Source organism: Leisingera thetidis, from assembly GCF_025857195.1.
GTDB lineage: Bacteria > Pseudomonadota > Alphaproteobacteria > Rhodobacterales > Rhodobacteraceae > Leisingera > Leisingera thetidis.
This window is the reverse complement of sequence record NZ_CP109787.1, coordinates 1,206,455-1,218,325: the sequence shown is the minus strand read 5'-3', so window position 1 is coordinate 1,218,325 and position 11,871 is coordinate 1,206,455. Positions and strand designations below refer to the sequence as shown.

13 protein-coding genes are annotated in these 11,871 nt (G+C 66.8%); 4 read left to right on the top strand and 9 right to left on the bottom strand.

Features of this window, described 5'->3' with window-relative positions:
• Nucleotides 1–161 precede the first annotated feature (161 nt).
• The 6 genes from murB to ftsW form a co-directional block, all read right to left on the bottom strand.
• On the bottom strand, nucleotides 162–1,103 hold the full coding sequence (gene murB, locus OKQ63_RS05845; RefSeq protein ID WP_264213018.1) for a UDP-N-acetylmuramate dehydrogenase: 942 nt from the start codon (nucleotides 1,101–1,103) through the stop codon (nucleotides 162–164).
• Nucleotides 1,028–1,357, bottom strand: a complete 330-nt coding sequence (locus OKQ63_RS05840) for a hypothetical protein (RefSeq protein WP_264213017.1) — start codon at nucleotides 1,355–1,357, stop codon at nucleotides 1,028–1,030. The genes murB and OKQ63_RS05840 overlap by 76 nt, the downstream gene beginning before the upstream one ends.
• Nucleotides 1,358–1,474: 117 nt before the next feature.
• The gene (locus OKQ63_RS05835; RefSeq protein WP_264213016.1) at nucleotides 1,475–1,723 is read right to left on the bottom strand and encodes a DUF2484 family protein; all 249 of its coding nucleotides are present in this window, start codon (nucleotides 1,721–1,723) and stop codon (nucleotides 1,475–1,477) included.
• Between the two features lie 100 nt (nucleotides 1,724–1,823).
• A complete protein-coding gene (gene murC / locus OKQ63_RS05830; protein ID WP_264213015.1) occupies nucleotides 1,824–3,221 on the bottom strand; it encodes a UDP-N-acetylmuramate--L-alanine ligase in 1,398 nt (465 codons plus the stop codon).
• Between the two features lie 4 nt (nucleotides 3,222–3,225).
• A complete protein-coding gene (locus OKQ63_RS05825) occupies nucleotides 3,226–4,317 on the bottom strand; it encodes a UDP-N-acetylglucosamine--N-acetylmuramyl-(pentapeptide) pyrophosphoryl-undecaprenol N-acetylglucosamine transferase (RefSeq protein ID WP_264213014.1) in 1,092 nt (363 codons plus the stop codon).
• A gap of 27 nt (nucleotides 4,318–4,344) precedes the next feature.
• Nucleotides 4,345–5,511 (bottom strand): putative lipid II flippase FtsW, encoded by a 1,167-nt coding sequence (ftsW, locus tag OKQ63_RS05820; RefSeq protein WP_264213013.1) that lies wholly within the window; start codon nucleotides 5,509–5,511, stop codon nucleotides 4,345–4,347.
• A 234-nt stretch (nucleotides 5,512–5,745) separates the two neighbouring features.
• Between ftsW and OKQ63_RS05815 the strand changes: the two genes are divergently transcribed.
• The 3 genes from OKQ63_RS05815 to OKQ63_RS05805 all read left to right on the top strand — a co-directional run bounded on the left by OKQ63_RS05815 (nucleotide 5,746) and on the right by OKQ63_RS05805 (nucleotide 7,726).
• Nucleotides 5,746–6,927: a BaiN/RdsA family NAD(P)/FAD-dependent oxidoreductase gene (locus OKQ63_RS05815; protein WP_264213012.1), complete on the top strand. Its 1,182-nt coding sequence runs from the start codon at nucleotides 5,746–5,748 to the stop codon at nucleotides 6,925–6,927.
• A gap of 65 nt (nucleotides 6,928–6,992) precedes the next feature.
• On the top strand, nucleotides 6,993–7,286 hold the full coding sequence (locus OKQ63_RS05810) for a putative quinol monooxygenase (RefSeq protein WP_264213011.1): 294 nt from the start codon (nucleotides 6,993–6,995) through the stop codon (nucleotides 7,284–7,286).
• A gap of 5 nt (nucleotides 7,287–7,291) precedes the next feature.
• Entirely contained in the window at nucleotides 7,292–7,726 is a 435-nt protein-coding gene (locus tag OKQ63_RS05805; RefSeq protein ID WP_264213010.1) for a MarR family winged helix-turn-helix transcriptional regulator, read from the top strand.
• A 78-nt stretch (nucleotides 7,727–7,804) separates the two neighbouring features.
• Here OKQ63_RS05805 and OKQ63_RS05800 read toward each other — a convergent pair whose 3' ends face one another.
• Nucleotides 7,805–8,701, bottom strand: a complete 897-nt coding sequence (locus tag OKQ63_RS05800) for a LysR substrate-binding domain-containing protein (protein ID WP_264213009.1) — start codon at nucleotides 8,699–8,701, stop codon at nucleotides 7,805–7,807.
• A 92-nt stretch (nucleotides 8,702–8,793) separates the two neighbouring features.
• On the opposite strand from OKQ63_RS05800, the gene OKQ63_RS05795 reads away from it, so the two are divergent.
• The gene (locus OKQ63_RS05795) at nucleotides 8,794–8,958 is read left to right on the top strand and encodes a hypothetical protein (RefSeq protein ID WP_264213008.1); all 165 of its coding nucleotides are present in this window, start codon (nucleotides 8,794–8,796) and stop codon (nucleotides 8,956–8,958) included.
• Nucleotides 8,959–8,980: 22 nt separating this feature from the next.
• Here the strand turns inward: OKQ63_RS05795 and murD are convergent, their stop codons facing one another.
• Both murD and mraY read right to left on the bottom strand, forming a co-directional pair.
• Nucleotides 8,981–10,381 (bottom strand): UDP-N-acetylmuramoyl-L-alanine--D-glutamate ligase, encoded by a 1,401-nt coding sequence (murD, locus tag OKQ63_RS05790; protein WP_264213007.1) that lies wholly within the window; start codon nucleotides 10,379–10,381, stop codon nucleotides 8,981–8,983.
• Nucleotides 10,382–10,785: 404 nt separating this feature from the next.
• Entirely contained in the window at nucleotides 10,786–11,868 is a 1,083-nt protein-coding gene (gene mraY, locus OKQ63_RS05785) for a phospho-N-acetylmuramoyl-pentapeptide-transferase (RefSeq protein ID WP_264213006.1), read from the bottom strand.
• Nucleotides 11,869–11,871: the final 3 nt, after the last annotated feature.

The following is an 11,871-nucleotide window of genomic DNA, read 5'->3' as shown; positions in this document are numbered from 1 at the left end:
TCCTTGCCGCCTCTTCGGCACCCTAACGCCCGAAATCTTACCGGGCTGTTAACGCTGCCTTTACCAGTTTCCAGGGTTTCCGCCCCCCAAGGCCCTGCACCGGCAGCTGCCTGACCTGTGCGCCTGGCCGCAAAGCCCTTGGAAACGCACCGGTTTTTCAGTTATTCGGGAAGCGGATCACCAATCCGCATGATTTCCCACTCTAGCGTGATGCCGGAATCGTCGTAAACCTTTTTCCGCACATCTTCGCCCAAACCTTCCAGATCTGCGGCAGTTGCGCCACCGGTGTTGATCAGGAAGTTGGAATGCTTCTCGCTCATCTGCGCACCGCCGCGGCGGGCACCGCGCATGCCGGCATTGTCGATCACCTTCCAGGCCTTCAGATCATGCACGTCATCAGCCTGCCCCGTCGAAGAGAACCCCGCCGGGTTGCGGAAGGTGGAGCCTGCCGAGCGGTCGCGCGTCGGCTGGGTCTCATCGCGCTTGCGCAGCTGTGCTTCCATCCTTGCGTGCAGCTCTGCCGGGTCGCCCGCGGGGCCACGCAGCTTGGCCGATACCAGCACCGCGCCTTCGGGAAAGGCAGTCTGGCGGTACTGAAAACGCAGCTCCTCCGCGGTGATCTCGCGGATTTCCCCCGCCCGGGTCACGATGGTGGCAGAGACGAACACATCCGCCGTATAGCTGCCGTAGCAGCCGGCATTCATCCGCACCGCGCCGCCGACCGAGCCGGGAATGGTGCGCAGGAACGTGAGGTCGATCCCGGCATCGGCGGCCTTCTTCGCCACATGCGCATCCAGCGCAGCCGCCCCGGCGGTGACGATGCCGCCCTCCGCCGAAATGCCGTTGAAACCGCGGCCCAGCCGGATCACCACCGCGCGCAGGCCGCCGTCCCGCACGATCAGGTTGGAGCCGACCCCGATCGGAAACACCTGCACCGACGGATCCAGCTGGCGCAGGAAGGCAGCCAGATCCTCGACGTCCGCAGGCTGGAAAAGATGGTCCGCAGGCCCGCCCACGCGCAGCCAGGTCAGCTCCGCCAGCGGTTTGTGCCGGGAAAGCCGCCCGCGAGCCGCCGGAAGGTTGATTTCAGTTTGCGCCGCCATCGTTTTCTTCGCCCCAAGTTCCAGCCCGTGAACGCGCACAGTCCGTAAACAAGATGGCCGCAGAAATAAAGAGACAACCAAAGTCCATGATCGTGGTTCCTGTGAAACAGGCCAGGAGCCAGCCAGACCAGCAAAGCCGCCCAGAACAGCACCAGGCCCGCGGCCAGCCGGCGCCATTGGAACCGTGCAAGATAATAAAAGCCGATCAGCCAAACGGCCCCGAAGGCCATCCAGATTGCAACAACAGCGGCCATCCCGGACTCCACGGCCGGCAAAACCCGCGCCGGCGGCAACAAAGATAAGAACTACTCCCGCATAAGTAGCATGCAATCTGAAAACAATCCGTAAACGCAGGCAAATTCCCGCCGCCGTCAGCGGCTGACAGCGCGCCTGATCCGGCGCCCCAGATAGATCACCGGCCAGCGCAGCACCGACATGCCGCCCAGCAGCACCGCCAGCCCCCACCAGGGGCCGTTTTCATAGGTGACATAGCCCAGCAGCGGAATGCCGAAGGCGATCAGCACATAGGCGCGGGTCCAGTGGTTGTCGCGGCTGGGGATCAGCGCCAGCACATTGGCCGCCAGCGCCCAGACCGCGGCAAGGGTCAGGGAAAGCGTCATGTGCCGCTCCTCAGCCCGCCAGCTACTTCTGGCCGGAAATATCCCGGGGGGAGCCGCCGCAGGCGGCGGGGGGCAGCGCCCCCTCTGCTGCCCGCAGCCCTCACCGCTCCAGCCGCGCGGGCAGGCCGTTGGCCCAGGTGCTGATGGTGCCGGCGCCCAGGCAGACCACGATATCGCCGGGCCGCGCCTGCTCGCGCACCAGCCGCTCCAGGTCTTCCTCGCTGAGGATGGCGCGGGCGTGGCGGTGGCCATGGCGGATCAGGCCCGCCACCAGATCGTCGCGGCTGGCGCCTTCGATCGGCTCCTCGCCGGCGGCGAAGACTTCGGCAATCGCCACCACATCGGCCTCGTTGAAGCAGGCGCAGAAATCATCGAACAGGCTCGACAGCCGCGAATAGCGGTGCGGCTGATGCACCGCGATCACCCGGCCCTCGCTGGCCTGGCGCGCCGCCTTCAGCACCGCCGCGATTTCCACCGGGTGGTGGCCGTAATCGTCGATGATGGTGACGCCGTTCACCTCGCCCACCTTGGTGAAGCGGCGGTTCACCCCGCCAAAGGCCGCAAGTGCGGCGCGGATCTCGGAACTGTTCATGCCCAGATGCCGCGCCACCGCGACGGCGGACAGCGCGTTGGAGACATTGTGATCCCCCGGCATCGGCAGGGTGCAGCCCTCGATCACCCGGTCCTCCGCCTGCAGCACCACGTCGAAATGCGCAACACCCGCCTTGTAGGTCAGGTTCACCGCCCGCACGTCGGCCTGCGCGTTGAAGCCATAAGTCACCACCCGGCGGTCGGAGATGCGCCCGATCAGCGCCTGCACCTCGGGATGGTCGGTGCAGCAGACGGCGATGCCGTAGAACGGAATGTTGGAGACAAACTCCAGGAACCCGTCGCGCAAGGTGTCGAAATCGCCCCAATGCTCCATGTGCTCCGGGTCGATATTGGTGACGACAGCAATGGTCGCGGGCAGCCGGTTGAAGGAGCCGTCGCTCTCATCCGCCTCGACCACCATCCACTCGCCCTGCCCCATCCGCGCGTTGGAGCCGTAGGCATGGATGATGCCGCCGTTGACGATGGTCGGATCGAACCCGCCGGCCACCATCAGCTCCGCCATCATCGTGGTGGTGGTGGTCTTGCCGTGGGTGCCGGCGATGGCGACGTTGGACTTCAGCCGCATCAGTTCCGCCAGCATGTCGGCGCGGCGCACCACCGGCAGCCCGCGCAGGCGGGCCTCGTCCAGCTCCGGGTTGCCCGGCTTGATCGCCGAGGAAATCACCACCACCGCGGCCTCGTCCAGGTTCTCCGCCTTCTGGCCGACAAAAATGCGCGCGCCCAGCTCTTCCAGCCGGGCGGTGATCTTGGAGGATTTCAGGTCCGAGCCCTGCACCATGTAGCCCAGGTTCAGCAGCACCTCGGCGATGCCCGACATGCCGATGCCCCCGATCCCCACGAAATGGATCGGGCCGACGTCTCCGGGCAGTTTGGTTGCAGGGTTCATCACGTTATCCTTCCTCGGCCAGCTGTTCGACCAATGCCGCCAGACGTTCGGCGGCATCGGGAACCCCGGCGCTCAAAGCGGCTGCGGCCATCTGCGCCGCAGCCTGCGGGTTACTCAGAATTGCGCCCATATGCTCCGCCAGCACCGGGATATCAAGGGCGCTTTCCGGGATCATCACCGCGGCATCGGCATCAACCAGCCCACGGGCGTTGGCGCTTTGGTGATCGCCGGCGGCAGCGGCAAAGGGGATCAGAACCGAGGGCCGCCCGATCACCGAGATATCGGCCACCGACGACGCGCCGGAGCGCGAGATCACCAGCTGCGCCTCCGACATCCGCGCGGGCACATCGGTGAAAAAGGTCTGCACATCGGCGTTGATGCCATGTTCGGCGTAAAAGGCATTGACCCGGTCCAGATCCTCGTCCCGCGCCTGATGCGACACCCGCAGGTGCCGGCGGATCGGGCCCGGCAGCGCGGCAACCGCCGCAGGCACCACATCGGACAGAATCCGCGCGCCCTGGCTGCCGCCCATCACCAGGAGCGACATCGGGTAATCGCCCGGCGGGATATAGGCGGCGCCGGCCCGTTCCATCACCGCGCGGCGCACCGGGTTGCCGACATGCTCATGCGCGACGCCGTCCGGCAGCACCGTAGGCCAGGTGCCGCAGGCAACCCCCGCCACCCGCTTGGCAAACAGCTGGTTCACACGGCCCAGCACGCCGTTCTGCTCATGGATCATCCGCGGCAGTTTCAAAAGCGTGGCCGCCCCCAGCGCCGGGATCGACGGGTAGCCGCCAAAGCCGATCACCGCATCCGGCCGCTCCCGCCGCATCTGCATCATCATCGACGCAACGCCCGCCGCAATCTTCGGCCCGGCCAGCGCCTTGGCCAGCAGCCCGCCGCGGGCAAAAGTGGCCGAGGACACCTCGGAAATCTCAACCGAATGCGGAAAGCCGCCGGTATAGCGCGCGCCGCGCGCATCCGTCGACAGCTTCACCCGCCAGCCGCGCGCCAGCATCTCTTCGGCCAGCGCCTGGGCCGGAAACATATGGCCGCCGGTTCCGCCCGCGGCCATCAAAAGCAGTTTCTGTGCCATCCTCAGGGGGTCTCTTTTCCAGTCTCGTCAGCGGCCGCGGCCGTTCAGGTAATCGGCAATGCCGCCCTGCGGGCGCGTGCGGGTGAAGGCCAGCAGCATCCCCACCGCGATGCCGGTGGCAATCAGCGACGAACCGCCATAGCTGACAAACGGCAAGGTCATGCCCTTCGCGGGCAGCAGCCGCACGGCGACGCCCATGTTGATCATCGCCTGCACGCCGAACATGCAGACCAGGCCGGTGCCGGCGAGGCGGATGAAGGTGTCGCGCTCGCGCATCAGCCGCAGCAGCGAACGCACCACGATCGAGGCGTAAAGCACGATCAGCACCGCCACCAGAACCAGCCCGTATTCCTCGGCGGCGACGGCAACGATGAAATCGGTGTGGGCATCGGGCAGCGACCATTTCACCTGCCCCTCGCCGACGCCGACGCCGAACAGACCGCCCTCGCGGATGGCGTTGGTGGCATAGCCCAGCTGGGTGGTGGGATCGACATCGGGGTTCAAAAAGCCGTCGATGCGGCGGGCAAAATGCTCCGAGCTGTTATAGGCAAAGACGCCCCCCAGCACCACCACCCCGGCCATGAACACCAAGAGCAGCATCGGCGCGCCGGCCACGAAATACATCACCCCCCAGCCGAACAGCACCAGGCTGGCCTGGCCGAAATCCGGCTGCAGCACCAGCATCATCACCACCGCCATGCACAGGCCAAAGGACATCAGCGTGCCCGGCGGCCCGTTGATCTGCTGGCTGGCGGCAATCATCCAGGCGGCGGCCACGATGAACCCGGGCTTGAGGAATTCCGACGGCTGCAGCGAGGCAAAGCCCAAGCTGTACCAGCGCACCGCGCCCTTGCCGAAATCGGTGCCGAAGATCGGCAGGAACGCCAGCGCCACAAAGGACACCGCAAAGCCCAGAACCGCCAGCCGCCGCACCAGCGTCGGCGACATCACCGAGGTGACCAGCATCGCCGCCAGCGCTGTCAGCCCGAACACCGCCTGCCGCTGCACATAGTGGAAATTGCCGAACCCGTTGCGCTCCGCCAGCGGCACCGAGGCGGCAAGGCCCAGCAGCAGCCCGATCACGAACAGCATCAGGATGCAGGACATCGTCCATTTATCCAGCGTCCGCCACCATTTCGGAAGAATCGGCTCGCCTGTTTGCACAGGAACTGCGCCATAGACCATCTCAGTCATGGGAATACCGCCACTATATGCCTCGCTCCGCCCCATTTTTCGGGGTCTCTCCCAAACTGTAACGAAACGTGAGCCGCGGCGCCAGAAAAAGAACACAGTTCGGCGGAATCCCTCCGCCCCGCCCACCGCCGGGCTTGACAGGCAGGATGCCGCCCGTGCGGCGGCGGCCCCCGCAAGGACCCGCCGCCCGGCAGCCCTCTTGCGCCGGCGCCGGTTCCGTGGTCGATGCGCGCCATGCAGCTGAACACCCTGATTCTCGGCGCCGGCGCGGCCGGCATGATGTGCGCGCGCCATTCCGGCGGCAGCACCCTGGTGATCGACCACGCCAAGGCGCCGGGCGAGAAGATCCGCATTTCCGGCGGCGGCCGCTGCAATTTCACCAACATGCATGCGGCGGCGGACAACTATCTCTCCGCCAACCCGCATTTCTGCAAATCGGCGCTGGCCCGCTACACCCAGTGGGACTTCATCGGGCTGGTGGACCGCCACGGCATCGCCTGGCACGAGAAAACCCTGGGCCAGCTGTTCTGCGACGGCTCCTCGAAACAGATCATCGCAATGCTGGCAGAGGAAATGCAGCAGGCCGGCGCGGACCTCTGGCTGCAGACATCGGTGGAAAGCGTTGAACCGACCGCTGAGGGCTTCCGCGTCAAGCTCCTGCGCGAGGGCACGCCGCAAACGGTCACCTGCCGCAACCTGGTGCTGGCCACCGGCGGCAAGTCGATCCCCAAGATGGGCGCCACCGGCCTCGCCTATGACCTCGCCCGCCAGTTCGGGCTGGCAATCACCGAGACCCGCCCCGCCCTGGTGCCCTTCACCTTCCCCGACGGGCGGTTCCAGCCGCTGGCCGGGGTCTCGCTGCCGGCGCGGCTTTCGAACGCGCGCACCAGTTTCGACGAGGCCCTCCTGTTCACCCACCGCGGCCTGTCCGGCCCGTCGGTGCTGCAGCTCTCCTCCTACTGGCGCGAGGGCGAGGAGATCACCGCCAACCTGATCGCGGAGATCCCCCTTTACGATCTGTTGCGCGAACAGCGCCAGGCCGAGGGCCGCCGCGACCTCACCACAGAGCTGGCCCGCCACCTGCCCTCGAAACTGGTGGAGGTCCTGAAACCCCAGCTCGGCCTCAAGGGCCGCCTGGCGGACCAGTCCGACGCCGCGCTGCGCAGCCTGTGCGATGCGCTGGAAAACTGGCGCCTGCTGCCTGCCGGCACCGAAGGCTACCGCACCGCCGAAGTCACCCTGGGCGGCATCTGCACCGATGGCCTCTCCTCCAGGACCATGGAAGCCAAAGCCGCCCCCGGCCTCTATGCGATCGGCGAAGCGGTGGATGTGACCGGCTGGCTCGGCGGCTACAATTTCCAATGGGCCTGGTCCTCCGGCTTTGCCGCCGGCACCGCAATCGCCGCCAACGCCTAGCGCATCTTTACAACCAGAAGCGCAGCGGCTATTCAATTAGCATGATAACATAAGTGGAGTTTCCCATGACCAGCCCTTTTCAGCTGATTGCCAAGATCACCCCGAAACCAGAGCACATGGAGGACGTTCGCCAAAACATCCTCGCCATTCTCGGCCAGACACGCGCCGAGCCGGGCTGCCTGAAATTCAACCTGCTCCAAGGCCGCGACGGCGATTGCTTCTACCTCGACGAAGAATGGGCCGGCGACGAAGCGCTGGCGGCGCATTATGCCGCGCCATACATTGCCCCTGTCTTTGCCAAATACGAGGACTGGCTGGCGGAACCGGTGGAGATCCACAAGATGACACCGCTGGCCTGACCGCGATGTTCTTCCTCAAAGACCTTCCCTCCCGGCAGATGGTCGAGACCTACGCCGCGCCGTATGGCGCCGATCCGGCGCATGTCATCGCGGCCCTTCGGATGATGCGCAGCGCCAGCCTGCTTATCCGCAGGATTGAGGCCTATTTTGCCGCGCAGGGGCTGTCGCAGCTGCGGTTCCTGGTGCTGATCGTGATCGACCGGGAACCGGAGCGCAAATCACTTGCCCCGAATGAGATTGCCCAGCGCATCGATGTGTCGAAACCGGTCATGACGCGCACTCTGCAATCCCTTCAAAAGGACGCGCTGATCAGCATTTCGGCCAATCCGTCCGACAAGCGTTCAAAGGAGGTTGCGCTGACCCCGAAGGGCCGGCAGCGCCTGCAGGATACCCTGCCAGGATACTACAAGATTTTGTCTGAGGGGATGGAAAACAACTAGCTGAGGCAGACGCGGCCAGACGGCAAAGGCGGGCTGTTTCCGCAGCAACTGAAGCCGTCCGCCCGCCGCTGAAGGCCCTTACCCCGCCAGCTCCGCTGCCTCGGCCAGCAGCCAGCTGCGGAAGGCGGCAATCGCCGGCGCGTCGCGGCGCGCCTCCGGATAGACCAGCCACACCGAAATATCATCCTCCGTCACCAGGTCGAAGGGCTGCACCAGCGCGCCGCTGGCAATCAGGCCGCGGGCATAGGCCGGAGTCAGCAGGCAGGCGCCGTGGCCCGCCAGCGCCGCCTGCACCTCCAGCATTTGGGTGCCAAGGCTGTGCTGCTCCGCCCGCTTCGGCGGTTCAACGCCGGCAGCGCGGAACCACATCGCCCAGGCCGGGTCGCCGGCATCCACCAGCGGCACCCGCAGCAGGTCGGCCGGTTCCTCGATCGGCCCGTATTTTTCCATCAGGGCCGGTGTCAGCAGCGGCGTGTAGCTGGCGCGGATCAGCAGGTCGGCCGCCAGCCCCGGCCAGCTGCCGCGGCCCACGCGGATGGCCACGCTGGCCTCGCCCGCCAGCAGATCCGCAACCCGCGGATTGACATCGACCCGGGTGGTGATGCCGGGATGCGCCACCTGGAACAGCCCCAGCCGGGGACCCAGAATGAAGGCGGCAAAGCTGGTGATGGTGCTGATCACCAGCTCCTCGCCGCCGCCGCCGCGCAGCTCCGCCCAGCCCTGCCGCAGCAGATCCAGCGCCTCGCCCGCATGCCGCTGCAGCGCCTTGCCCGCCGCCGTCGTTGCCACGCCGCGCGGCAGCCTGCGGAACAGGGGCTGGCCCGCCCGGTCCTCCAGCAGCTTGATCTGATAGCTGACCGCCGCCTGCGTCATCGCCAGCTCCTCCGCCGCGCGGCTGAAGCTGCCCAGCCGCGCCGCCGCCTCAAAGACGCGCACAGCCGGCAGTGGCGGCAGGGGGTTTGCAGAGCGATCCATCAACACAGCTTATACCAAGGCCGCTGAGATTCAATTGGTCATCCGCACCGGAAGCGGCCACATCATGTTCGCATAGAACAAGGATCGCCCCCATGGCCGCAATGCTCTCGCAGATGACACTCTGGCACGCTATCAACCGGTTTTTTGCTTCTCACCGGCACGGCAGCGCCCTGCCCGGCCAGGCCGCCGGGCAGCAGCTGGCCCGCAGGCGGCTGAGCCACCTGCCCGAGCACCTGCTGCGCGACATCGGTCTTTGACGCGGGCGCGCAGGGTCCGCGGCTAGCTCTCCAGCCGCTTCCGGACCTCGGCGGTGAAATCCTCGCCGCGCTGTTCGAAATTGTCATACTGGTCAAAGCTGGCCGCAGCCGGCGCCAGCAGCACGGTGTCGCCCGCCTGCGCCTCGGTTTTGGCGCGCTCCACAGCGGCTGCCATGGTGGTGCAGACCTCGGCCTCCACGTCCAGCTGCAGCGCGAACCCTGCCGCCTCGCGCCCGATCACATAGGCTTTGACCACATTTGCAGTCTGCCCCTGCAGCGCCTCCAGACCGCCGTCCTTCTCCAGCCCGCCGCAGATCCAGCGGATGTTCTTGAAGGCGCTCAGCGCCTTTATCGCGCTGTCCAGGTTGGTGGCCTTGCTGTCATTCACATAGCGCACGCCATCTGCCTCAGCGATGGTCTGGCTGCGGTGCGGCAGGCCCGGGAAGGTGGCCATGGCGTCGCCGATCAGCCGCGGCGCCAGCCCCAGGGTGCGCGCCGCCGCATAGGCCGCGCAGGCGTTCTGATGGTTATGCGCGCCCGGCAGCCCCTGCATCTCCCGCAGATCGATCGAGGCCGCCTGCCGCCCCTTGCGGTACTCGCTCAGGAAGCCCTTGCGGGCAAAAACCTGCCAGCCCGGACCGGTCAGCTTCTGCGCTGCGGAAATCCGGATCACCCGGTCATCGCCCAGCCCCTCGGACAGCTGCCCGGCCAGGAACAGCCCTTCGTCCTCATCGATGCCGATCACCGCGCGGTCCGGCCCGCCCTCGGCAAACAGCCGCCGCTTGGCCGCAAAATAGCCGCCCATGCCGCCGTGCCGGTCCAGGTGATCGGGGCTGAGGTTGGTGAACACCGCCACATCCGGCGTCAGCGCCCGCGCCAGCTCGGTCTGATAGCTCGACAGCTCCAGCACCACCACGCCGCCCTCGCCCGGCGGGTCGATATCCAGCACGCCGCGGCCGATGTTGCCCGCCAGCTGGCTCTCGCGGCCCGCCTGCTGCAGGATGTGGTGCAGCAGCGCCACCGTGGTCGATTTGCCGTTGGAGCCGGTGACCGCCACCACCCGCGGCGGCTGGTCGTGCATCTGCCAGTCGGCATCGGCAAAGGAGCGGAAGAACAGCCCGATGTCATTGTCCACCGGCACCCCGGCCGCCATCGCCGCGCGGATCACCGGGTTCGGCCTGGGGTAGAGATGCGCAATACCGGGCGAGGTGATCAGCGCCGCCACGCCGTCAAAGGCGCCGGCCTTGTGCAGGTCGCGGCAGGCGAACCCCTCGGCTTCGGCGGCCGCGCGCGCGGCGGGGTTGTCGTCCCAGCAGACAGGCTCCGCATCGCCCGCCCGCAGGGCCCGGGCCGTCGCCAGCCCCGAACGCCCCAGCCCCAGCACCGCCACCCGGGCGCCTTCATAACCTTTGACCGGGATCATCGCCTGTCCTCTGCACGTTCATATTCTGCCACGCACCCTGTACCGCAGCCCAAGGGATTTGCAAGCCGTCGCCCGGCCGAAAGGCCGGGCAGCGCCCGTTGCGCAGCCGCCGCACGCTGCCCTCACGGGATCTTCACCCCGCCGGTCTACGCTCCACCCGTTGCAACGAAGACCAGGAGACCGGCCGCCCCCAGACCACCTCTTCATCGGGTGCAGGGCGGGTCCGCACAGGCCGCCAGACGGACATGGCTGCTGACAACAGCCATCCGATGCTCCGCCCCTCCGGCGGCGCCGCCTTCTTCTCAAAGACAAACCGCCCGAAGCCCCGGCCCCGCGCGGTTCCATGGATCAGAGCGTTCAAACCGCCCCGCCGAAGACACGGCGCGGCGGCCGGCCGGCGTGTCTTACCGCACCTTCAGCGTCGCCAGGCCGATCATCGCCAGGATCAGCGAGATGATCCAGAAGCGGATCACGATCTGCGGCTCCGCCCAGCCCTTCTTCTCGTAGTGGTGATGGATCGGCGCCATCAGGAACACCCGGCGCCCGGTGCGCTTGAAATACAGCACCTGGATGATCACCGACAGCGCCTCCACCACAAACAGCCCGCCGACAATGGCCAGCACCAGCTCGTGCTTGGTGGCGACCGCGATGGCCCCCAGCGCGCCGCCCAGTGCCAGAGAGCCGGTGTCGCCCATGAACACGGCCGCCGGCGGCGCGTTGTACCACAGGAACCCCAGGCCCGCGCCGAACAGCGCCGCGGTGAAGATCAGGATCTCGCCGGTGCCCGGCACGTAATGCACGTCCAGATATTCGGTGAAATCGACCCGCCCCACCGCATAGGCGATGACGCCCAGCGTGCCGCCCGCAATCATCACCGGCATGATCGCAAGACCATCCAGCCCGTCGGTCAGATTCACCGCATTGGCGGCGCCGACGATGACGCAGATCGAGAACGGCACGTAGAACAGGCCGAGATTGATCAGCGTGTCCTTGAACACCGGCAGCGCCAGCTGATTCTGCAGCGGCGCCGGGTGATAGGCCGCGGCCCAGACCGCCGCCGCCACCGCGATCATGATCCCCAGCGCCAGCCGCAGCTTGCCCGGCACGCCCTTGGTGTTCTGCTTGGACACCTTGGCATAGTCATCGGCAAACCCGATCAGCCCGTAGGCCAGCGTCACAAACAGCACCAGCCAGACAAAGGGATTGTCCCAGCGCGCCCACAACAGCGTCGCGGTCAGCAGCGCGCCCACCACCAAGAGGCCGCCCATGGTCGGGGTGCCCGCCTTGGAGAAATGCCCCTCCGGCCCGTCGTCGCGGATCGGCTGGCCCTTGCCCTGGCGCTTGCGCAGCACGTTGATCAGCGGCTTGCCGAACAGGAAGCCGAAGACCAGCGCAGTCATGAAGGCGCCGCCTGCACGGAAGGTGATATAGCGGAAGAGGTTGAAAACATCCCCCCCGTCCGACAAAGCGGTCAGCCAATAGAGCATCTG

Bases quoted from the DNA above. Each gene is read 5' to 3' on its own strand.
- murB (WP_264213018.1), bottom strand. From the start codon at position 1,103: ATGGCGGCGCAAACTGAAATCAACCTTCCGGCGGCTCGCGGGCGGCTT.
- OKQ63_RS05840 (WP_264213017.1), bottom strand. From the start codon at position 1,357: ATGGCCGCTGTTGTTGCAATCTGGATGGCCTTCGGGGCCGTTTGGCTG.
- OKQ63_RS05835 (WP_264213016.1), bottom strand. From the start codon at position 1,723: ATGACGCTTTCCCTGACCCTTGCCGCGGTCTGGGCGCTGGCGGCCAAT.
- murC (WP_264213015.1), bottom strand. From the start codon at position 3,221: ATGAACCCTGCAACCAAACTGCCCGGAGACGTCGGCCCGATCCATTTC.
- OKQ63_RS05825 (WP_264213014.1), bottom strand. From the start codon at position 4,317: ATGGCACAGAAACTGCTTTTGATGGCCGCGGGCGGAACCGGCGGCCAT.
- ftsW (WP_264213013.1), bottom strand. From the start codon at position 5,511: ATGACTGAGATGGTCTATGGCGCAGTTCCTGTGCAAACAGGCGAGCCG.
- OKQ63_RS05815 (WP_264213012.1), top strand. From the start codon at position 5,746: ATGCAGCTGAACACCCTGATTCTCGGCGCCGGCGCGGCCGGCATGATG.
- OKQ63_RS05810 (WP_264213011.1), top strand. From the start codon at position 6,993: ATGACCAGCCCTTTTCAGCTGATTGCCAAGATCACCCCGAAACCAGAG.
- OKQ63_RS05805 (WP_264213010.1), top strand. From the start codon at position 7,292: ATGTTCTTCCTCAAAGACCTTCCCTCCCGGCAGATGGTCGAGACCTAC.
- OKQ63_RS05800 (WP_264213009.1), bottom strand. From the start codon at position 8,701: ATGGATCGCTCTGCAAACCCCCTGCCGCCACTGCCGGCTGTGCGCGTC.
- OKQ63_RS05795 (WP_264213008.1), top strand. From the start codon at position 8,794: ATGGCCGCAATGCTCTCGCAGATGACACTCTGGCACGCTATCAACCGG.
- murD (WP_264213007.1), bottom strand. From the start codon at position 10,381: ATGATCCCGGTCAAAGGTTATGAAGGCGCCCGGGTGGCGGTGCTGGGG.
- mraY (WP_264213006.1), bottom strand. From the start codon at position 11,868: ATGCTCTATTGGCTGACCGCTTTGTCGGACGGGGGGGATGTTTTCAAC.